Here is a 19,779-nt window from a genome sequence, read left to right on the forward strand (position 1 = left end):
CTCGCTCTAGCTCGCGAGGCCCTGAGCAGCTTCTACGGAGCTTGCAATGAATACAGATTCTCTTACTCCCGCCAGCGACCCGAGCCTGGTCTATCCATCCCCGCTGAAAGAGTTCTGGCATGCCTTCTCGCGCAACAAGGGCGCGGTCGGCGGCCTGCTGTTCATGCTGGTCATCGTGTTCTGCGCGCTGTTCGCGCCCTGGGTCGCGCCCCATGATCCGAGCGAGCAGTTCCGCGACTTCCTGCTCACCCCGCCGCTCTGGCTCGAAGGCGGCAACGCGCAGTTCCTGCTGGGCACCGACGAACTGGGCCGCGACCTGCTCTCGCGCCTGATGCACGGCGCGCGGCTGTCGCTGATGATCGGCCTGACTTCGGTGTTGATCTCGATGATCCCCGGCATCTTCCTCGGCCTGCTCGCCGGCTTCTCGCCGACCCGCCTGGGCCCGGTGATCATGCGCCTGATGGACATCATGCTGGCCCTGCCCTCGCTGCTGCTGGCGGTGGCCATCGTCGCCATCCTCGGCCCGGGCCTGATCAACACCGTGATCGCCATCGCCATCGTCTCGCTGCCGGCCTACGTGCGCCTGACCCGCGCCGCCGTGATGGGCGAGCTGAACCGCGACTACGTCACCGCCTCGCGCCTCGCCGGCGCCGGCACCCTGCGCCTGATGTTCGTCACCGTGCTGCCCAACTGCATGGCGCCGCTGATCGTGCAGGCCACCCTGAGCTTCTCCTCGGCCATCCTCGACGCCGCCGCCCTGGGCTTCCTGGGCCTCGGCGTACAACCGCCGACGCCCGAGTGGGGCACCATGCTGGCTTCCGCGCGCGACTACATCGAGCGCGCCTGGTGGGTCGTCTCGCTGCCCGGCCTGACCATCCTGCTCAGCGTGCTGGCGATCAACCTGATGGGCGACGGCCTGCGCGACGCGCTGGACCCGAAGCTGAAGAACGCGGCGTGAGGACAGCAGCCATGCATAACCTGACCGCCGCTGCAGGAGCGAGCTTGCTCGCGAACCTGCAATCTTCTGCGTTTCCCGTTCGCGAGCAAGCTCGCTCCTACCAGAACAAGAGACTGACGGAGACCGCCGTATGAGCCTCCTCGACCTGCGCAATCTCTCGGTCCGCTTCGGCGACCGCAATGCCATCCCGGTAGTGGATGGCCTCGACCTCTCGGTAGACAAGGGTGAAGTCCTGGCCATCGTCGGCGAATCCGGCTCCGGCAAGTCGGTGACCATGATGGCCCTGATGGGCCTGATCGACGCCCCCGGCATCATCACCGCCGACACCATGCAGTTCGACGGCACCGACATGCTGCGCCTGAAAGGCCGTGAGCGTCGGCGCATCGTCGGCAAGGACATCGCCATGGTCTTCCAGGACCCGATGACCGCGCTCAACCCCAGCTTCACCGTCGGCTACCAGATCGAGGAAGTGCTCAAGCTGCACCTCGGCCTGCGCGGTAAAGCCCTGCGCCAGCGTGCCCTGGAACTGCTCGAACGGGTGGAAATCCCCGGCGCCGCCCAGCGCCTGGACGCCTACCCGCACCAGCTCTCCGGCGGCATGAGCCAGCGCGTCGCCATCGCCATGGCCATCGCCGGCGAACCCAAGCTGCTGATCGCCGACGAACCCACCACCGCGCTGGACGTAACCATCCAGGCACAGATCATGGAGCTGCTGCTGAACCTGCAGCGCGACCAGGGCATGGCGCTGATCCTGATCACCCACGACCTCGCCGTGGTTGCCGAAACCGCCCAGCGCGTCTGTGTGATGTACGCGGGTCAGGCGGTGGAGATCGGCCAGGTGCCGGCGTTGTTCGACCTGCCGACACATCCCTATACCGAAGCGCTGCTCAAGGCGATTCCGGAACACAGTGCCGGTGAAGAGCGCCTGGCGACCCTGCCCGGCATCGTTCCCGGCAAATACGATCGCCCTCAGGGCTGCCTGCTGTCACCGCGCTGCCCCTACGTGCAGGACAACTGCCGCAGCGTACGCCCGGCGCTGGAAAACCATGAGCGCGGCGCCGTGCGCTGCTTCTACCCGCTCAACCTGAACACCGAGGTGGCCCGATGACCGCCGTTCTGACCGCCCGCGACCTGACCCGTCACTACGAAATCTCCCAGGGCCTGTTCAAGCCCCACGCCCTGGTTCGCGCGCTCAACGGCGTGTCCTTCGACCTGCAGGCCGGCAAGACCCTGGCCGTGGTCGGCGAATCCGGCTGCGGCAAGTCCACGCTCGCCCGCGCACTGACCCTGATCGAAGAGCCCACCTCCGGCTCGCTGCAGATCGCCGGCCAGGAAGTGAAAGGTGCCAACCACGAGCAGCGCAAACAGTTGCGCCGCGACGTGCAGATGGTCTTCCAGAACCCCTACGCCTCGCTCAACCCGCGGCAGAAGATCGGTGACCAGTTGGCCGAACCGCTGGTGATCAACACCAGCCTCTCCCGCATCGAACGCCGCGAGCGGGTGCAGGCGATGATGAAGCAGGTCGGCCTGCGCCCCGAGCACTACCAGCGCTACCCGCACATGTTCTCCGGCGGCCAGCGCCAGCGCATCGCCCTGGCCCGCGCCATGATGCTGCGGCCCAAGGTGCTGGTGGCGGACGAACCGACCTCGGCGCTGGACGTGTCGATCCAGGCCCAGGTGCTCAACCTGTTCATGGACCTGCAGCAGGAGTTCGGCACCGCCTACGTGTTCATCTCCCACAACCTCGCCGTGGTCCGCCACGTGGCCGACGATGTGCTGGTGATGTACCTCGGTCGTCCGGCGGAAATGGGCCCGGCGGAGAAGCTCTACGAGCGCCCGCTGCATCCCTACACCCAGGCGCTGCTCTCGGCGACCCCGGCCATCCATCCCGACCCGGACAAGCCGAAGATCAAGATCCAGGGCGAGCTCCCCAACCCGCTCAACCCGCCCAGCGGCTGCGCCTTCCACAAGCGCTGCCCCTACGCGACCGAGCGCTGCAGGACTGAGGTACCAGAGCTGCGACTGCTGGATGAGCGACAAGTCGCCTGTCATCACGCCGAGCAGTTCCTGAACTGATGCGAAACGGGCCGGTCATAGGCCGGCCCTCTTTCGGATACAGCTGCGTCCTACAGCGCAGCGGGAACAGGCCTACGGCCCGATCCAGAACGTCCCGCTAGGGTGGCGTCCCGCCACTGTCCTGCACCGCAGTGGCCGTTATCCACAGGGCCACACTCCGCATGCTGCTGTTCTTCCTCCTGCTGATCCTCGTCACCGCCATCGTCGCCAATGTGCAGTTGCACAAATGGAAGCGGCAACGGCGGATGGACGTGCGCGCGGCAGTGAAATCACGGAAGAAATCGTCGACGACGAAGAAAAAGGCGCCGGGGGACATCGATCTCGACGAGATCGACTGGAGTGGGCTCGACCAGGATGAACTGGACTTCAGCGCGCCGCCCTCGTCAGCGCCAAAACCGCCGCCCGCACCGGTTCGTGCCAAGGCTCCTGCCCAGCCGTCTGCCGAGGTCAAACCGACAATCGAGCCCAGAGACGAGTTCTTTCCCCTGGAACGGGCACTGCCACCGGGACAGCTGACGGCTGCCCAACGCGACGAAGCCATGGCACAACTGCTCAAGACCAGCCTGCATATCCCCACTCCGGAACCCGGAGAAAAGCATGTGGTGCTGGATATGGACGGCGGCAGCTACGTGCCGGTCGCCACGCACCCAGCCGCGGCGGCGATCGCCCTCGGGCATCTCGCCGAGAGCCTGCAACAGCGCAAGGGCGCGCAGCTGCTGCGCGAGTTGCGCGGCAAGGAACTCGGCCTGCTGGTGGTCGCGCGCAATCCGCAGAAGCCGTCCGTGGCACGGCTGTGGAAAATCCTCCCAGAAGACCTGTAGGAGCGAGCTTGCTCGCGAACAGGCCTAGCGGCGGAGTCAGTTCGCGGGCAAGCCCGCCCCCACGAAGAGCCGTTTGCGCTGTTCTGCAACTTGCTCACCACCCCACCGAAACTGCCCCTACAGATCACGGATCAGCGCCAGGCGCACGCCGAAGCCCAGCAGAATCCCGCCGAAGCCCCACTGCTGCACCCGCTGCATCGCCCTGTGCCGCGCCAGCCAGCGGCCCATGCGCTCGCCGCTGACGGCGTAGAAGCTGTCAAAGCCCAGCCCGACCACCACCAGCACACCGCCCAGCAGCGCGAACTGCAGTGCCAGCGGCCCGTTCTGCGGATGAATGAACTGCGGCAACAGCACCGAACAGAACAACAGCGCCTTGGGATTGAGCAGGTTGGTCAGCAGACCACGCCGAAACGCCCGGCGGTAGCTCACTGTGGATAACCCGGCGCTCCCCTCCGCCAGCGGCACGCCAACCGGCGCTCGGAGCAACTGCAAGCCAATCCACGCCAGATAAAGGCCACCGCCGATGCGCACCACATCGAACGTCCACGGCGCCGTGCGGAACAGCAGTGCCAGCCCGGTCGCCGCCAGCGCCACATGGCAGGCGCGCGCCAGGCCCAGGCCGAGCGCGGTCGCCAATGCCGCGCGGCAGCCCTCGCGGGCACCGGTGTGCAGCAGGAGAATCATGTCCGGCCCGGGCAGCAGGTAGACCATCGCCAGGGCCAGCAGGAAGACGCCGATATCCACAGGAGCCACTCCGAAGAAGACATTGTGGATAAGGATTCTATGCCTGAAGCTCGGAGTAGGTGCTTGCGTATTCCACCAGCACAAAGCTGCCAATTGGCATACTCTGCCAATCTTAAGCCACTTAATCAGCCAATCATGCCAAGCCCAAAACTGGACGCCTACGACCACCGCATCCTCGCAGTCCTGCAGCGCGACGGCCGCCTGACCAACGTGCAGCTTGCCGAGGAAATCGGGCTCTCCCCTTCGCCCTGCCTGAGGCGCGTGCGCATCCTCGAAGAGGCCGGGATGATCCGCGGTTACCACGCCGAACTGGGCCGCGACGAAGTCGGCCTGGGGCTGACGGTGTTTGTCGGCGTGAAGGTCGAGCGCCACAGCGATACCAGCGCGGCCGCCTTTCGCCAGGCGGTGATCGACCTGCCGGAGGTCATCTCGGTACACCTGGTCAGCGGCGAGTCGGACTTCCTCCTGCAAGTAGTGCTGCCGGACCTGCGCGCCTACGAGCAGTTCCTCACCGGCACCCTGCTCAAGCTGCCGGGCGTCAGCGACATCCGCAGCAACTTCGCCATCCAGACGGTGAAGGAATCGGCGCCGCTACCGCTGCAGCACCTGCCGAAATAGCGAAGATTGCGCGCGGGCCGCTGCGCGCCTATCATTCGCCACCTTCCATCCACCGACAGCAAAGGAGAGACATCATGCAAGCACTGATCACCCTTTGCAGGTCGCGTCTGGCGTAATTGCTTCCCCGCCGCCCCTCTGGCGGCATCGCATTGCCCGGCTCCGGCCTGCCCCCATCTCTTTTTTCGTTTCATTCCTCATGGGATTGGACAATGGGCAATTGCATCCAAAATCTGTCCGCCGGCATCACCCTGATCGCCGCGGACGACACCTGGATCGAAGGTAAAGCGATCCAGCAACTTGAAACCACCGCCCGCCTGCCGGGCATGCAGCGAGTCGCCGGTATGCCGGACCTGCACCCCGGGCGCGGCTACCCGATCGGCGCGGCGTTCTTCTCCACCGGCCGCCTGTATCCGGCGCTGGTGGGCAACGACATTGGCTGCGGCATGGCGCTGTGGCGTACCGATATCGCCACCGCCAAGCTGAACCTGGACAAGCTGGAAAAGCGTCTGGGCAACCTCGACGGCCCGCTGGGCGACGACTGGAACGAGCGCATCACGAGCTTCGATCTGCCGCCGTGCGGCCACGAGCATTCGCTGGGCACCATCGGCGGCGGCAACCACTTCGCCGAGCTGCAGCAACTCGATCAGCTCTACGACGAAGCCGCCGTGGCAGCCCTCGGTATCGACCGCCGCCACCTGCTCCTGCTGGTGCACAGCGGTTCGCGCGGCCTGGGCGAAGCCATCCTGCGCGAGCAGGTGGACCGCTTCAGCCACCAGGGTCTGGAACAAGGCACCGACGACTGCGCGCACTACCTGGCTCGCCACAATGGCGCGCTGCGTTTCGCCGAAGCCAACCGCCAGCTGATCGCCCTGCGCATGCTCGACCGCCTGCGTGCGGACGGCGCGCAGGTGCTGGACGTGAACCACAACCTCGTCAGCCCGGCGCAAATCGAAGGCGTCGACGGCTGGCTGCACCGCAAGGGCGCGACGCCGGCGGATCGCGGGATGATGGTCATCCCCGGCTCGCGCGGCGACTACAGCTACCTGGTGGAACCAGTCGCCGATCCACGCAGCCTCTACTCCCTCGCCCACGGCGCGGGACGCAAGTGGATGCGCAGCGAGTGCAAGGACCGTCTCTCGGCGCGCTACCGCGTCGAGCAACTGGCCCGCACTGCACTGGGTAGCCGGGTGATCTGCGGCGATCGCGGGCTGCTCTACGAGGAAGCGCCAGAAGCCTACAAGGCCATCGACTCGGTGGTCGGGGCGCTGCGCGAAGCGGGGCTGCTGCGGGTACTGGCGCGACTCAAACCGGTGCTGACCTACAAGACCCGTGGGGAGTGCTGCTGATGATCCTGCTTCAGCTATCCGCGGCCCAGGGGCCGGACGAATGCGCACTGGCCGTGGCCAAGGCCCTGCAACGCCTGCAGCGTGAGGCCGAAACCCTGGAGGTCGAGACTCGGGTGATCGAGGAGGAAGCCGGCCCGCGTCGGGGCACCCTGCTCTCAGTGCTGCTGGCGCTGGAAGGCGAAGCGGCGGCGGCGTTGGCCGAGGACTGGAGCGGGACCCTGCAATGGGTCTGCGCCAGCCCTTACCGACCCAATCACGGACGCAAGAACTGGTACTTCGGTGGCGCGCGGTTCAGCGCGCCGCCGGCCAGCCTCGAAGGCCAAGTGCGCTTCGAGACCCTGCGCTCCTCCGGCCCCGGCGGGCAGCACGTCAACACCACTGACTCGGCGGTGCGCGCCACCCACACCGCCACCGGCCTGAGTGTGAAGGTACAGAGCGAACGCAGCCAACACGCCAACAAGCGCCTGGCGCTGCTGCTGATCGCCCGCAAGCTGGAGGAGCGCGCGGATCAGGCGGACAGCGAACTGCGCGCCGAACGCCGGCTGGTGCATCACCAGTTGCAACGCGGCAATCCCCGCCGGGTGTTCCGCGGCGAGCGCTTCGAGGGCTGAGCTCAGCCGGAGAAAAACCCCAGGAACGCGCGCAGGTCCGCCTGCGCCTGTTCCACGCTCGCCTCGACAAAGCGCACCTCGCTGTGCGCCGGGCATTGCGCCAGGCGGCCGATGTCCAGCGGGTGCAGCACGCCCAGCAGCGGGTAGCCACCCATGGTCTGCCGGTCGGCCAGCAGGATGATCGGCTGGCCGTCCGGCGGCACCTGGATGGCGCCCTCCACTATTCCCAACGACCACTGCCGGCGTGGCGCGCCCAGGGCTTCGCCGCGCAGGCGCACGCCCATGCGGTCGGATTGCGGGCTGATCTGCCAGGGCTGAGTAAAGAAAGCCCGGCGCTGTTCGGTGGTGAAGGCATCCGGGCCTGGCAAAACGCGCAGGACCGGGCATTCACGGTAGTCCGGCCGATAGGGCCAGGGCACGTCGGCGCCACGGGAGAAATGCCCGCCCGCAGCGGCGCATTCCAGCACATCCCCCACGGCCAGGGACTCGCCATTGCCGGCAAGACCTCCGAGCCTTTCCCGCGTCTGGGTCGAAACGCTACCCAGTACCGGTGCCGCACGGAAACCACCGGCAGCAGAGAGATAGGCACGCTGTCCGGCACGGGCGAAACCGAGCTTGAGGCGCTGCCCGGCCCGAACATGAAAACGCGACCAAACGGGAAGCGGTGCGCCATCGAGTTGTGCAGGCAGCTCGGCGCCGGTCAGCGCCAGCCAGGTATCGTCCTGCGCCTCCAGCTCCACGCCGCCCAGTGCGATCTCCAACAATGCTGTGCCGTAGTTGTTTCCGAGCAGGCGATTCGCCCAGGCCGCGGCGTGTTTATCCACAGGCCCGCCAGGAGAAACGCCGAGCCGCTGCCAGCCCTGGCGACCACCATCCTGCAGCAGGCACAGCGGGCCGCAGGCGATGACCGTCAGGCTCATGCGTCACCGCCCGCAGCGCGAAAAGCAGCTTCGTCGATGGGTACGAAGCGCACCCGATCGCCCACGGCCAGCGGGCAGGGAGGCGTCGCGCAGGGATCGAACAGGCGCTGCGCGGTGCGTCCCAGCAAGTGCCAGCCACCGGGTGAGGCCTGTGGATAAACCGCTGTCTGGCGCTCGGCAATGGCGAGGCTGCCGGCGGGAACCCGTGTGCGCGGCGTGGCCCGGCGCGGCAGGACGAGGCGCTCGTCCAACTCGCCCAGGTAGGCGAAGCCGGGGGCAAAGCCGACGGCGCCGACGCGGTAGTCGCGACCAGCGTGCAGGTCGATCACCTGGGTCGGCGTGAGGCCACAGTGAAGGGCAACCTCGGCGAGGTCTTCACCGGCGTACCACACGGCAATCTCATGCAGCCGCTCCACGTCACCGGTCGCGGCCTCGCCTGGCCACTGCGCCAGCGCGGCCTGCACCTGGCGCTGCAACTGCGGCAAGTCGATGCGCAGCAGGTCGTAGTGAAGGAGCAGGGTCGTCCAGCCCGCCACGCAATCGGTCAGCGCCGGGCCCAGTTCGGTGCGCAGGCGTTCGGACAACCGAGCGATGCGCAGCGGCAAGGTGTCGTCGGGCTGTTCGGCCAGGGTGATCAGCAGCGCCGTGGCGCCGAAGGGCTCGAGACGGATCATGCCTGGTCCAGCAGGCCACGCAGGCGCCGCAGCACCGCCAGGGATTCGGGGTTGTCGCCATGCACGCAGAGGCTGTCGGCGCGTAGCCGCAGCGGGTTGCCGTCGATATCCGGGAAGGGTTCGCCGCGGGCGATGGCCAGGGCCTGGTCGAGAATGCGTTGCGGCTCGTGATGCACGGCATTGGCCAGGCGCCGCGGCGCGAGCTGGCCGTCGGGCAGGTAGGCGCGGTCGGCGAAGGCTTCGAACATCAGCGGCACATCGGCTACATCGGCCAGTTGCAGCTCGCGACTGTTGTCGGCCAGGGCCAGCACCATCAGCGGCAGGCGCTTGCGATAGGCGGCGCAGGCGTCGAGCACGGCGCAGAGCAGCGCATCGTCGCGTACCAGGTCGTTGTACAGCGCACCGTGGGGCTTCACGTAGGCCACCTGGGTGCCCGCGGCGCGGCAGAAGGCATCCAGCGCGCCGATCTGGTAGAGCACCAGGGCGTGGACTTCCTCGGGCGAGCAGTTCATGTGCCGGCGACCGAAGCCGGCGAGGTCCGGGTAGGCCGGGTGAGCACCGATGCTGACGCCCTGCTCCACCGCCAGGCGCACGGTGCGCTGCATGGTCAGCGGGTCGCCCGCATGGTAGCCACAAGCGAGGTTGGCCTGGTCGATCAGCGGCATGGCGTGGGTGTCGTCGCCCATGCGCCAGGCGCCGAAGCTTTCGCCCATGTCGCAGTTGAGCAGGATTCGCGTCGTGCTCTCGGTCATTGGTGTCGCCGTCCTTCCAAGTTTCCTACAGGGTAAAGCAGACCATGGCCTTTGGCCTTCGGAGAATACTCACTCACGTTCAGGAGTAGTACTATCCCCGGTCTGTAGTAGCGGATACCTCCCCGAATGATCAAAGCCGCCATCCTGGCCGCCTTCGGCCTGAGCATCGTCTATGTCCACCTGCGTGGACGGGTGCGCCACAAGTTCACGCGCCAGCTGAGCGACCACTCCAGCTTCCTGGCGCCGATCAACTGCCTGATGTACCTGTTCTCCAAGGTACCCAGCCGCCCGTACCTGGCGACCGAGCAGTTCCCGGAAATGCGCCTGTTGACCGAGAACTGGGAAGCCATCCGCAGCGAAGCGCTGCACCTGCGCGATGCCGGCAGCATCAAGCGCTCCGACCAGCTCAACGACGTCGGCTTCAACTCCTTCTTCAAGACCGGCTGGAAGCGCTTCTACCTGAAATGGTACGACGACAGCCATCCGTCGGCCGATGCGCTGTGCCCGAAGACCACCGAGCTGCTGCGGCAGATTCCGTCGGTGAAGGCCGCGATGTTCGCCGAGCTGCCGCCGGGCTCGCGCCTGGTGCGCCACCGCGACCCGTACGCTGGCTCGCTGCGCTATCACCTGGGCCTGCTGACGCCGAACGACCCGGGCTGCTTCATCGAGGTGGACGGCGAGCGCTACCACTGGCGCGACGGCGAGGCGGTGGTGTTCGACGAGACCTACATCCACTACGCCGAGAACACCACGGATCATGACCGGGTGATTCTCTTCTGCGACATCGAGCGACCGCTGAAGTACGGCTGGGTAACGGCCTTCAACCGCTGGTTCAGCCGCAACGTGATGGCCGCGGCAGCCTCGCCCAACGATGCGGGCGACAAGACCGGCGGCATCAACCGCGCGTTCGCCTCGCTGTACAAGATCCGCCTGCAGGGCAAGGCCCTGAAGAAGCGCAACCGCAAGCTGTACTACCTGCAGAAGTGGGGCTTCTTCGCGGCGGTGTTGGCGCTGTTCCTGTGGATCTGAGCGACTGGATTTAAGCGCCCCGGTATCAAAAAAGGCCTCCGCGTTCGCGGGGGCCTTTTTGTTTGCGCCATTTGAGGGGCCCTGCGCAGGGTGAATAACCTGGAGCAGGCTATCCGCCGGCGGCCAATCGGCGGATAACGCTGGCGCGTTATCCGGCCTGCGAAACTGGCTGCGCGCCCCATTCCTGTGGGAGCGGAGCACGCAGCCAGGGTTTGGGTGAGGAGTATTTGATCCTGTAGGAGCGAGCTTGCTCGCGAACCCACCCAGCGCTGGAGCTGCCGGAAAATCCGTTCGCGAGCAAGCTCGCTCCTACGAAAAGCCAGTCATGCTGAGCGTGGGAGCGGACTTCGTCCGCGATCGACTACACCCAACGCCCTATCAATACACGTCGCGCCGATAGCGCCCACTCTCCAGCAACCCCTCGACCTCGGTATCACCAAGCATCTCGCGCATGGCACGGTCGACGCCTTCGGCCATGCCTTGCAGGCTGCCGCAGACGTAGATCACCGCGCCCTGTTCCAGCCACTGGGCGAGTGTTTCGGCGCTGTCGCGCAGGCGATCCTGTACGTAGACCTTCTCGGCCTGGTCGCGCGAGAAAGCGACGTCCAGGCGTTGCAGTTCGCCGCGCGCCAGCATGCCTTCGAGCTCGTCGCGGCAGTAGAAGTCGTGGGCGATATTGCGCTCGCCGAACAGCAACCAGTTGCGCGAACGCCCCTCGGCTACGCTCGCCTGCAGCAGTGCGCGCAGGCCGGCGATACCGGTGCCGTTGCCGATCAGGATCAGCGGACGATCCTCCTCGGTCAGGTGGAAGCTGCGGTTACGGCGCAGGCGCAGCAGCAGGCTGCCACCCTCGGGCAGGTACTGGGTCAGCCAGCCGGAGCAGATGCCCAGCGAACCGTCCGCGTGCTGCTCCTGGCGGACGATCAGTTCCAGCGAGCCTTCGCTGCGCAATGAGGCGATGGAGTACTGGCGCACCGAGAGCTTGATCAGCGCGTCAACCACCGCCTGGCCGTGCTGGCCGACCAGATGCTCCAGGTTCGCCGGCAACAGGCAGCCGGCCAGGGCGTCCTTGAGCGGCATGGCCAGGCCGTCGACCTGCACGCTGCCGGAACCGTCGAGGCCAAGGCGTTCGAGCCAACGGCTGACGAGGAATTCCGGTTGGCGCGGGACGATTTCCACCAGGTCGCCGGCGGCCCAGTCGATCTGCGAGTCGCTCGGCGCCCCGAGGCGCAGCAGCCACGTGGATTCGCCCTGGCTGCCGGGATTCAGGTGGTCACGGCCACTCAGCGTCCAGACTTCGAAGGCCGGCGCGGTGAAGGCCACTTGCGGCGCGGTGCCGGAGAGTTCGGCGAGGCGTATCTGCCAGTCATGCAGCGCGGCGGCATCACCGTTGTCCACTTCCACGCCGTCGAACAGCGGGCGCGCGCCCTGCCCTTGCAGCCAACCCTGCATGCGCCGGGCGAAGCCGCAGAAGTGCTCATACTGGCGGTCGCCCAGGGCAAGTACGGCGAAGCGCAGGTCGTTCAGGCCAAGGGACTGGCCGAGCACCTGGCGCTCGAAACCACGGGCGCTGTCCGGAGCCTCGCCTTCGCCGAAAGTGCTGACCACGAACAGCGCATTGCGAGTCTGCTCCAGCTGCGCACGGTCCAGCTTGCCCAGCGGTTCGACGCGTACCGGCAGGCCAGCAGCCTGCAACTGGCCGGCGCTCTGCCAGGCCAGTTGCTCGGCGAAGCCGCTCTGGCTGGCGTAGCCGATCAACCAGGAGTCGGCACCACCAGCCGTAGTGCCCAGCTCGCCACGGGCGGCCAGCGCTGCGCGCTTCTTGCGGCGGCGATCAAGGTAGAGCAGCCAGCCGGTGATGAAGAACAGCGGCATGGCCAGGCTGGCGAGCATCATCAGGATGCGCCCGGTGAGGCCGAAATAGCTGCCGACGTGCAGGGCGTACACGCTGGTGAGCAGTTGCTTGCCGGCGCTGCTGTCGTTGTAGCGGCGGTCCTTGAGCAGCTTGCCGCTGGCCGGGTCGATGGTCATCTCGTTGAAGGCGCGCTCGTGGGCAGCGTCATCGAGAAGGTAGAAGACGGTGGCCGGCTGGCCCTTCACCGGCGGCAGGCGCAGGTTGTAGGCGGTCATGGCGGAGCCGCCGGTCTGCTGGATGGTGTTCCAGATGGCGGTGGCATCGACTACCGGCGGCGGGCCCTCGGGCGCCGGGCCGCGCTTGCCGCCGCCCCGCTGGCCGCCCTTGGCCTGGCCGGCGGGGGCGTCGTCGAGCAGCTTGAACAGGCCGTTGCGGTACCACTCGTAGGACCAGTACAGGCCGGTCAGCGAGGCCAGGAGGTAGAACACCAGGCACCAGGTACCGGCCACGGCGTGCAGGTCCCAGTTGAAGGCGCGGCCTTTCTTGCGCCAGTCGAAGGTCAGCCAGGTGCGCCAGTTCAGCGCCTTGCGTGGCCAGCGCAGGTACAGGCCGGAGAGGCAGAAGAAGATCAGGATCAGGGTGCAGGCGGCAGTGATCCGCTGGCCGACTTCGCCGGCGGCAAGGAAGCGATGCAGCTGCATGATGAACATGAAGGCGCCCTCGCCCACCGGCGCGGGCAGGGCTTCTGCGGTGTAGGGGTCGACATACAGGGATTCGCCACGGCGCTGGCCCGGCGGCGGGGTGAAGAAGATGCGCGCGGACTCCACGCCCTCGGTCTTGAGCCAGAAGAAGGCGACCTTCTTGCCTGGTTCGGCGCTTTCCACCCGGCGGATCAGTTCGTCCATCGGCAGCACGGCTTCGGCGCGCTTTTCCACCACCAGGCTCTCGGGGTTGATGGCCCGCAGGATTTCATCCTGGAACGACAGCATCGCCCCGGTGATGCCCATCAGCGCCAGCACAAGTCCTGCGCTGATACCAAACAGCCAATGCAACTGGAAAAGGACTTTCTTCAACACCGCGGTTTCACCTTCGGACACCCATCACGCAGGGCGGGCATTTTAATGAGAATGGCTCGCAAACGCAGCCGATTTAACAATCTTTACCCTGGCCTTACCTCCGGCACTGGCGGCCCGGACAAAGAAAAGCCCCGGCCGAGGAGCATCGGCCGGGGCAGGTCGCCAGAGGTGCGCGCCCTTAGAAGTGGAAGTTGGTGGACAGCAGCACGGTGCGGCCGGCCGCCTGCGACGCGTAGTGCGCGGCATAGGCCTTGTCGAAGTACTGCTTGTCGAAGACGTTCTGCACGTTGAGCTGGAAGTCGACGTTCTTGCTCAGCTTGTAGGAGGCCATTGCGTCGTAGCGCCAGTAGTCCGGCACGTACATGGTGTTGGCCACGTCGCCGTAGACCTTGTCGACGTAGAAGGTGCCGCCGCCGATGGTGGCGTTGGGCAGTACGTCGTAGGTGGTCCACAGGCTGAAGCTGTTTTCCGGGGTGTTGGGCATCTGGTTGCCGTCGTTGGACGGTGCGGTGGCGTTCACTGCGCCGCTACGACCGGACTTGCCCGCCTTGACCAGCTCGCTGTCGAGGTAGCTGTAACCGGCGAAGACCTTCCACTTGTCGGTGATCTTGCCGCTGGCGGACAGCTCGATGCCGTCGACGCGGGACTGGCCGGCGTTGTCGTAGGTCTGGTTGGAGACCAGCACGCGGGCGTTGTCCTTGTCGGTGCGGAAGATCGCCGCGGTCAGCTCCAGGCGCTCGTCGAGGAAGTTCCACTTGGTGCCGATTTCGTAGTTGGTGGTTTCTTCCGGCTCCAGGTTGTTCTTCACCGCGAAGGTGTCCACGGCGTTGCCGGTGTCACCGTTGTCGAGCATCGAGCCCGGCGGGGTCGCGGAGGTCGCGTAGGACGCGTAGATGCTGCCGTTGGGCGCCGGCTTGTAGACCACGCCGGCCTGCCAGTTCCAGAAGCTGGAGCTGTCTTCGAACTTGGTGGTCGGCGACACGCCATGGTTCTTCGCGGTGGTCTCGAAGCTGTCGAAGCGCGCACCGACGTTGACCTGCCATTGCTCGTTGAGGTCGATGGTGTCGAAGCCGTAGATCGCCTTGGTGGTGGCCACGGTGTTCAGCGGCTTGTAGTTGCGGACGATGCTGCCGTTCCACGGGTCGTGCGGGTTCGGGTTTTCCAGGCTGGTGCAGTTGTAGCCGCTGGGCGCGCCGACGATGCCCGGGCGGCACTTGTTGGCGCCGGCACTGGAGCCGGTATTGGTGTTCACCGTGTAGCCGTCGCGCTTGCTGTCTTCGCGGGTGAATTCCAGGCCGGTGGTGAAGCTGTTCTTGAAGCCGGCCAGGTAGAACTCGCCGAACAGGTCGGTCTGGTTGGTCGCGGTGGTGGTGGTGCTGACGCGGTTGTTGTTGCGGCGCCAGACCGTGCCGTTGTTGATGTTGCCCTGGCTGTCGTCGGGCTGGGTCCAGATGTAGTCCTGGTGCGCGGTGCCGTAGCGCAGGGTATTGCGCAGGCCAAGGGCATCGTTGAAGTCGTGCTCGAAGGTGATGGTGCTGGTGTCGATGCGGCTCTTCTGGAAGTCGCGATCCTCCAGGCCGTAGTAGTTGTCGCGGTCGACGTTCACCGGCTTGTCGGGGTTGTGCTTGCTGCGGTCGGCGCTCTTGGCGTACGGGATACCCGAGTCCGGGGTGTCGTCGCTTTCCAGGTGGTAATGGCTGACGGTGACGCGGGTCGGGCCGTTGAGGCCGAAGGTCAGGGACGGCGCGATACCCCAGCGGCTGGCGTCCACCGCCTGGCGACCGGCGACGTTCTGGTCGTGGGTCATCAGGTTCAGGCGGAACGCGGCGTTGCCGTCGAGGAACTCCTGGTTGGTGTCGAGGGTGTAGCGACGGGTCTGGTCGGAACCGTAGGTGAAGCTGCCGTCGGTGAAGTTACCGGCCTTGGCCTGCTTGCTGATCAGGTTCAGGCTGCCACCGGCCGAGCCGCGGCCACCAAAGGCCGAGTTCGGGCCCTTGCTGACTTCGATCTGCTCGAGGTTGAAGACCTCACGCGATTGCGCGCCGGTGTCGCGGACGCCGTCGACGTAGGTGTCGCTCTGGGCGTCGAAACCCCGGATGAACGGACGGTCACCCGTCGGGTTGCCACCCTCGCCGGCGCCGAAGGTAATGCCCGGCACGGTACGCAGCGCGTCCTGCAGGGTCAGCGCGCCGGTGTCCTTGATCACCTGCTGCGGCACCACGGTTACCGAGCGCGGCGTATCCAGCAGCGGTGCGGTGTACTTCTTCGAGGCGGACTTCTCGACGTTGTAGGTGGTCGGGTCCTGCTGCTGGGTACCGACGACAGTGTCGGCGTCCAGGGACAGGACGTCCTGGCCGGACTTCTTCGACGACGCCTCGGCGGCGTGGGCCAGATGAGTACCGGACATGGCGGTGATCGCCACGCCGACAGCGCTGACTAGAAGGCGCGGCTTGCTGCCGGCGAACTCGGTGGATTGACGCGACATCGAAACTCCCTCCCCAGGGGTTCATGAAGGCCGCGCAATTTATTGCAACTGAGAATTTGTATCAATTCACATTCATTACCATACGCACATGATTTACAACTTTTACACTTTCTCCCTGTCGGAAGTAGGGGAATGCCGGTTGTACCGATCTGTTGCAAATCATTATCATTGGCAAATTATCGAAACTGATGGAACCGGCCCATGCTGCTGCACATTCCTGGCATCTTCACCCGCGATGAGGTGGCGCGCATCCGCGCCGCCCTGGAGCAGGCCGAGTGGGCTGACGGCAAGGTCACCGCCGGCTACCAGTCGTCCCGCGCCAAGCACAACCTGCAACTGCCGCAGGATCACCCGCTGGCCCGCGAGATCGGCGAGGCCATGCTGCAGCGCCTGTGGAGCAACCCGTTGTTCCAGTCCGCCGCGTTGCCGAGCAAGGTCTTCCCGCCGCTGTTCAACTGCTACACCGGCGGCGGTTCGTTCGACTTCCACATCGACAACGCCGTGCGCGACACCCAGGGTGGCCGCGAGCGCGTGCGCACCGACGTGTCCTCGACGCTGTTCTTCAGCGACCCCGACGACTACGACGGCGGCGAACTGGTGATTCAGGACACCTACGGCACCCAGCAGGTGAAGCTGCCGGCCGGCGACCTGGTGCTCTACCCCGCCACCAGCCTGCACAAGGTCAACCCGGTGACCCGTGGCGCGCGCATTGCCTCGTTCTTCTGGACCCAGAGCCTGGTGCGCGAGGACAGCCAGCGCGCCCTGCTGTTCCAGATGGACCAGTCGATCCAGGCACTCACCCGCGACGTGCCGGACCACCCGGCGCTGATCGAGCTGACCGGCACCTATCACAACCTGCTACGGCGCTGGGTGGATGTCTGATCTGCCATGAGCTTCGTCCTGCGTCGCACTGAAGAAATCAACGTCGAGGACCTCACCGGCCAGCTCGCCGACGATCCGCGGCAGACCGCCCGGCTCATCCTGGCCGGTGCCCGTGAAGGGAACCTGGAGGCCCAGGCGCTGCTCGGGCAGATACTCCTCGACGGCCACGGCATCGAACAGGACATCGGCCTGGCCCTGACCTGGTTCGGCATCGCCGCCGAGCGCGGTCATGCCATGGCCCGCAACATGCTCGGGCGCTGCCTGGAGCACGGCTGGGGGTGCGCCAAGGACGAGACGGCTGCGGCCAGCCATTACGCCATCGCGGCGCAGCAGAAGCTCGACTGGGCCATGTACAACCTCGCCAACCTGCTTTCCACCGGCCGCGGCGTGGCGCGCGACGATGCCCGCGCGCTATCGCTCTACGAGGGCGCGGCGGCATTGGGCCATGCCAAGTCGATGAACCTGGTGGGGCGCTTCCACGAGGAGGGTCTGGTGGTGCCCCGCGACCTTGGCGCGGCTCACCAGTGGTACCGTCGGTCGGCCGAGGCCGGTGACTTCCGTGGCCAGTTCAGCCACGCCTCAGTGCTCGCCGAGCGCGGCGACCTGCCAGCCGCGCGCATCTGGCTGGAACGGGCGCTGGAAGGCGGCAACCTCAACTTCCTCCGCGTAGCCCGCCGGCAGCTCGCCGACTCCATGCCGCCAAGCCTGCGGGAGCTGACCCTGGCCTACTTCCAGCGCGCCGCCGAGTTGGGCGACGAATCGGACCTGCATCAACTCGCCGAGCAGATGGGCGTCGCCTGACGCCCCTTGACGTAAATTTCACGCCTACCCTGTTAGCGTCGCCGGCTAACCTGGCTGCCGGAGTGTTCGGCAGCCGCCACGTAACGACGAGGCGCAAGTGTCGAACACCACATCCCCCGTAGCGCGCAAACGCGTGGACTGGGCCGCCCTGGGCTGGCTCCTGCTGTTCTTCTGGTACTTCTCCGGCGTTACCCAGGCGCTGATCCTGTTCAGCGGCACTACCGGCTTCGCCGGCTTCCGTGACGCCTTCTTCCTCAGCAGCCTGTGGCTCGCGCCGCCGCTGCTGCTGCCGCGCTTCACCAAAGGCATCGCCGCCGTCATCGGCCTGGTGCTCTGGGGCGCCTCGCTGGTGGGCCTGAGCTACTTCGGCATCTACAAGCAGGAGTTCTCGCAGAGCGTCATCTTCGTGATGTTCGAGTCGAACACCGCCGAGGCCGGCGAATACTTCAGCCAGTACTTCAGCCTCTGGCTGTGCCTGGCATTGCTGGCCTACACCGTGGTCGCCGTGCTGCTGTGGAAGCGTATCCGCCCGATCAGCATGCCGGTCTATGCCCGCGTGCCGCTGGCCGTGCTGCTGGTGGTGCTGAACCTGTTCTACCCCTTCTACAAGCAGATGGTCACCCAGGAGCGCACCTTCGCCCAGGCGCTGGAAAAGGTGCAGTCGCGCATGGAGCCGGCCGTGCCGTGGCAACTGGTGGTGGGGTACGTCCAGTACCGCCAGCAGTTGGACAACATGCAGAAGCTGCTGCAGCAGAACGCCTCCCTGCCGCCCCTGCAGAACCTCAAGGACAGCAGCGGCGAAGCCCCGCGCACGCTGGTGCTGGTGCTGGGCGAATCCACCACCCGCCAGCACATGCACCTGTACGGCTACGGCCGCGACACCACGCCGAACCTCGACGCACTCGCCGCCAGTGGCAAGGGCCTCACCGTGTTCCAGAACGTGGTTGCGCCGCGCCCCTACACCATCGAGGTGATGCAGCAGATCCTCACCTTCGGTGATGAGCAGAACCCGGACAAGTTCCTCACTGATCCGTCGCTGATCAACCTGATGAAACAGGCAGGCTACAAGACCTTCTGGATCACCAACCAGCAGACGATGACCAAGCGCAACACCATGCTCACCACCTTCTCCCAGCAGACGGACGAGCAGGCGTACCTGAACAACCAGCGCAACCAGAACGCCAGCCAGTACGACGGCGTGGTGCTGGACCCGTTCGAGAAGGCCCTGAAGGACCCGGCGCAGAAGAAGTTCATCGTCGTCCACCTGCTGGGCACGCACATGGACTACCGCTACCGTTACCCCGAGGAGTTCGCCTACTTCAAGGACCGCCAGGGCGCGCCCTCGGCGCTGTCGGATGACCAGGTGGAAACCTACAACTTCTACGACAACGCGGTGCGCTACAACGACTTCGTGGTCTCGAGCCTGATCAAGCGCTACTCGGCCGCCAACGCCAATGGCTTCATGCTTTACCTCTCCGACCACGGCGAAGAGGTCTACAGCTCAGGCAACCACGACCGCCTGGGCCGCAACGAGATGGACCCGACCCGGCCGATGTACACCATTCCGTTCATGGTCTGGACCTCGCCGAGCTGGCAGGCCGACCACCCCCGCGACCTGCAGGCGGTGGCCAATCGCTCCTACAGCAGTTCGCACCTGATCCACACCCTGTCGGACCTCGCCGGCCTGAGCTACGACCGCTACGAACCGGCCAAGAGCCTGGTGAACCAGCAGTTTGCCGCTGCACCGCGCTGGATCGGCGACCCGTACAAGAAGGACGGCCTGCACGAGTTCGACAAGCTGCCGATGGACAAGGCCGCACAGCAGCAGGAAATCGCCACCGACACCAAGGCGCCGGCCACGGCGCAGACTCCGGTGACGAAGCAGCCCAAGGAGGGCTGAGTCTGCTCTGATGCCATGAAAAACGCCCCGCATTGCGGGGCGTTTTTCGTTCCGTCCGACGAGGGTGCACAGGCTCTTTGTAGGAGCGAGCTTGCTCACGAACCGCCCATCACTGCGGGACCAGAGCGTTCGCGAGCAAGCTCGCTCCTACAGGGTGGAGTGTCGCTTCGGCTTCCTTCCTGGTGCGGGATTTCGCGGACAAAGTCCGCACCTGCGCAACAGCTTCAGCGC

General features: G+C 66.1%; 18 protein-coding genes. 12 read left to right on the forward strand and 6 right to left on the reverse strand.

Going from position 1 to position 19,779, the window contains the following annotated elements:
• Positions 1 to 46 precede the first annotated feature (46 nt).
• The 5 genes from A6723_RS25445 (at position 47) to A6723_RS25460 (ending at position 3,855) form a co-directional block, all read left to right on the forward strand.
• A complete protein-coding gene (locus tag A6723_RS25445; RefSeq protein WP_054906647.1) occupies positions 47 to 958 on the forward strand; it encodes an ABC transporter permease subunit in 912 nt (303 codons plus the stop codon).
• An 11-nt stretch (positions 959 to 969) separates the two neighbouring features.
• Entirely contained in the window at positions 970 to 1,092 is a 123-nt protein-coding gene (locus A6723_RS32490; protein WP_256233599.1) for a hypothetical protein, read from the forward strand.
• Complete coding sequence (locus A6723_RS25450) at positions 1,089 to 2,066, forward strand: ABC transporter ATP-binding protein (protein ID WP_054906648.1); 978 nt, start codon at positions 1,089 to 1,091, stop codon at positions 2,064 to 2,066. The genes A6723_RS32490 and A6723_RS25450 overlap by 4 nt, the downstream gene beginning before the upstream one ends.
• Positions 2,063 to 3,034 (forward strand): peptide ABC transporter ATP-binding protein, encoded by a 972-nt coding sequence (locus A6723_RS25455; RefSeq protein WP_054906649.1) that lies wholly within the window; start codon positions 2,063 to 2,065, stop codon positions 3,032 to 3,034. Before A6723_RS25450 ends, A6723_RS25455 begins: the two co-directional genes overlap by 4 nt.
• 161 nt (positions 3,035 to 3,195) lie before the next feature.
• Complete coding sequence (locus tag A6723_RS25460) at positions 3,196 to 3,855, forward strand: hypothetical protein (RefSeq protein WP_054906650.1); 660 nt, start codon at positions 3,196 to 3,198, stop codon at positions 3,853 to 3,855.
• Between the two features lie 117 nt (positions 3,856 to 3,972).
• Here the strand turns inward: A6723_RS25460 and A6723_RS25465 are convergent, their stop codons facing one another.
• Complete coding sequence (locus tag A6723_RS25465) at positions 3,973 to 4,599, reverse strand: LysE family translocator (RefSeq protein ID WP_082450433.1); 627 nt, start codon at positions 4,597 to 4,599, stop codon at positions 3,973 to 3,975.
• 135 nt (positions 4,600 to 4,734) lie between these two features.
• On the opposite strand from A6723_RS25465, the gene A6723_RS25470 reads away from it, so the two are divergent.
• The 3 genes from A6723_RS25470 to prfH all read left to right on the forward strand — a co-directional run bounded on the left by A6723_RS25470 (position 4,735) and on the right by prfH (position 7,174).
• Positions 4,735 to 5,217, forward strand: a complete 483-nt coding sequence (locus A6723_RS25470) for an Lrp/AsnC family transcriptional regulator (protein WP_054906651.1) — start codon at positions 4,735 to 4,737, stop codon at positions 5,215 to 5,217.
• A gap of 209 nt (positions 5,218 to 5,426) precedes the next feature.
• A complete protein-coding gene (locus tag A6723_RS25475; protein WP_054906652.1) occupies positions 5,427 to 6,563 on the forward strand; it encodes an RNA ligase RtcB family protein in 1,137 nt (378 codons plus the stop codon).
• Positions 6,563 to 7,174, forward strand: coding sequence for a peptide chain release factor H (gene prfH, locus A6723_RS25480; protein WP_054906700.1), 612 nt, complete (start codon positions 6,563 to 6,565; stop codon positions 7,172 to 7,174). Before A6723_RS25475 ends, prfH begins: the two co-directional genes overlap by 1 nt.
• A 2-nt stretch (positions 7,175 to 7,176) precedes the next feature.
• Here prfH and A6723_RS25485 read toward each other — a convergent pair whose 3' ends face one another.
• From A6723_RS25485 to A6723_RS25495, 3 genes are read right to left on the reverse strand one after another with little or no spacing between them, the layout of a single operon-like run.
• Positions 7,177 to 8,094 (reverse strand): biotin-dependent carboxyltransferase family protein, encoded by a 918-nt coding sequence (locus A6723_RS25485; RefSeq protein ID WP_054906653.1) that lies wholly within the window; start codon positions 8,092 to 8,094, stop codon positions 7,177 to 7,179.
• Positions 8,091 to 8,768 carry a 5-oxoprolinase subunit PxpB gene (gene pxpB, locus A6723_RS25490; RefSeq protein ID WP_054906654.1) on the reverse strand — a complete coding sequence of 226 codons (678 nt, stop codon included), beginning with the start codon at positions 8,766 to 8,768 and terminating at the stop codon, positions 8,091 to 8,093. The genes A6723_RS25485 and pxpB overlap by 4 nt, the downstream gene beginning before the upstream one ends.
• Positions 8,765 to 9,520, reverse strand: a complete 756-nt coding sequence (locus tag A6723_RS25495) for a 5-oxoprolinase subunit PxpA (RefSeq protein WP_024765903.1) — start codon at positions 9,518 to 9,520, stop codon at positions 8,765 to 8,767. Before A6723_RS25495 ends, pxpB begins: the two co-directional genes overlap by 4 nt.
• Positions 9,521 to 9,649: 129 nt before the next feature.
• Here A6723_RS25495 and lpxO point away from each other — a divergent pair, with 129 nt between their 5' ends.
• Positions 9,650 to 10,549, forward strand: a complete 900-nt coding sequence (gene lpxO / locus A6723_RS25500) for a lipid A hydroxylase LpxO (protein WP_054906701.1) — start codon at positions 9,650 to 9,652, stop codon at positions 10,547 to 10,549.
• A gap of 378 nt (positions 10,550 to 10,927) precedes the next feature.
• Here the strand turns inward: lpxO and A6723_RS25505 are convergent, their stop codons facing one another.
• Together A6723_RS25505 and A6723_RS25510 are read right to left on the reverse strand one after the other, a co-directional pair.
• Entirely contained in the window at positions 10,928 to 13,477 is a 2,550-nt protein-coding gene (locus A6723_RS25505; RefSeq protein WP_082450438.1) for a sulfite reductase flavoprotein subunit alpha, read from the reverse strand.
• Positions 13,478 to 13,658: 181 nt separating this feature from the next.
• Positions 13,659 to 15,965 (reverse strand): TonB-dependent siderophore receptor, encoded by a 2,307-nt coding sequence (locus A6723_RS25510; RefSeq protein ID WP_054906656.1) that lies wholly within the window; start codon positions 15,963 to 15,965, stop codon positions 13,659 to 13,661.
• Between the two features lie 201 nt (positions 15,966 to 16,166).
• Between A6723_RS25510 and A6723_RS25515 the strand changes: the two genes are divergently transcribed.
• The 3 genes from A6723_RS25515 to A6723_RS25525 all read left to right on the forward strand — a co-directional run bounded on the left by A6723_RS25515 (position 16,167) and on the right by A6723_RS25525 (position 19,548).
• On the forward strand, positions 16,167 to 16,847 hold the full coding sequence (locus A6723_RS25515; protein ID WP_054906657.1) for a Fe2+-dependent dioxygenase: 681 nt from the start codon (positions 16,167 to 16,169) through the stop codon (positions 16,845 to 16,847).
• Positions 16,848 to 16,853: 6 nt separating this feature from the next.
• Complete coding sequence (locus A6723_RS25520; protein ID WP_054906658.1) at positions 16,854 to 17,648, forward strand: tetratricopeptide repeat protein; 795 nt, start codon at positions 16,854 to 16,856, stop codon at positions 17,646 to 17,648.
• Between the two features lie 97 nt (positions 17,649 to 17,745).
• Positions 17,746 to 19,548 carry a phosphoethanolamine transferase CptA gene (locus A6723_RS25525; RefSeq protein WP_054906659.1) on the forward strand — a complete coding sequence of 601 codons (1,803 nt, stop codon included), beginning with the start codon at positions 17,746 to 17,748 and terminating at the stop codon, positions 19,546 to 19,548.
• Positions 19,549 to 19,779 lie beyond the last annotated feature (231 nt).

It is taken from the genome of Pseudomonas sp. AU11447, from assembly GCF_001672555.2.
GTDB classification, from domain to species: Bacteria; Pseudomonadota; Gammaproteobacteria; order Pseudomonadales; family Pseudomonadaceae; genus Pseudomonas; species Pseudomonas nitroreducens.

Bases quoted from the DNA above. Each gene is read 5' to 3' on its own strand.
- A6723_RS25445 (WP_054906647.1), top strand. From the start codon at position 47: ATGAATACAGATTCTCTTACTCCCGCCAGCGACCCGAGCCTGGTCTAT.
- A6723_RS32490 (WP_256233599.1), top strand. From the start codon at position 970: ATGCATAACCTGACCGCCGCTGCAGGAGCGAGCTTGCTCGCGAACCTG.
- A6723_RS25450 (WP_054906648.1), top strand. From the start codon at position 1,089: ATGAGCCTCCTCGACCTGCGCAATCTCTCGGTCCGCTTCGGCGACCGC.
- A6723_RS25455 (WP_054906649.1), top strand. From the start codon at position 2,063: ATGACCGCCGTTCTGACCGCCCGCGACCTGACCCGTCACTACGAAATC.
- A6723_RS25460 (WP_054906650.1), top strand. From the start codon at position 3,196: ATGCTGCTGTTCTTCCTCCTGCTGATCCTCGTCACCGCCATCGTCGCC.
- A6723_RS25470 (WP_054906651.1), top strand. From the start codon at position 4,735: ATGCCAAGCCCAAAACTGGACGCCTACGACCACCGCATCCTCGCAGTC.
- A6723_RS25475 (WP_054906652.1), top strand. From the start codon at position 5,427: ATGGGCAATTGCATCCAAAATCTGTCCGCCGGCATCACCCTGATCGCC.
- prfH (WP_054906700.1), top strand. From the start codon at position 6,563: ATGATCCTGCTTCAGCTATCCGCGGCCCAGGGGCCGGACGAATGCGCA.
- A6723_RS25485 (WP_054906653.1), bottom strand. From the start codon at position 8,094: ATGAGCCTGACGGTCATCGCCTGCGGCCCGCTGTGCCTGCTGCAGGAT.
- pxpB (WP_054906654.1), bottom strand. From the start codon at position 8,768: ATGATCCGTCTCGAGCCCTTCGGCGCCACGGCGCTGCTGATCACCCTG.
- A6723_RS25495 (WP_024765903.1), bottom strand. From the start codon at position 9,520: ATGACCGAGAGCACGACGCGAATCCTGCTCAACTGCGACATGGGCGAA.
- A6723_RS25510 (WP_054906656.1), bottom strand. From the start codon at position 15,965: ATGTCGCGTCAATCCACCGAGTTCGCCGGCAGCAAGCCGCGCCTTCTA.
- A6723_RS25515 (WP_054906657.1), top strand. From the start codon at position 16,167: ATGCTGCTGCACATTCCTGGCATCTTCACCCGCGATGAGGTGGCGCGC.
- A6723_RS25520 (WP_054906658.1), top strand. From the start codon at position 16,854: ATGAGCTTCGTCCTGCGTCGCACTGAAGAAATCAACGTCGAGGACCTC.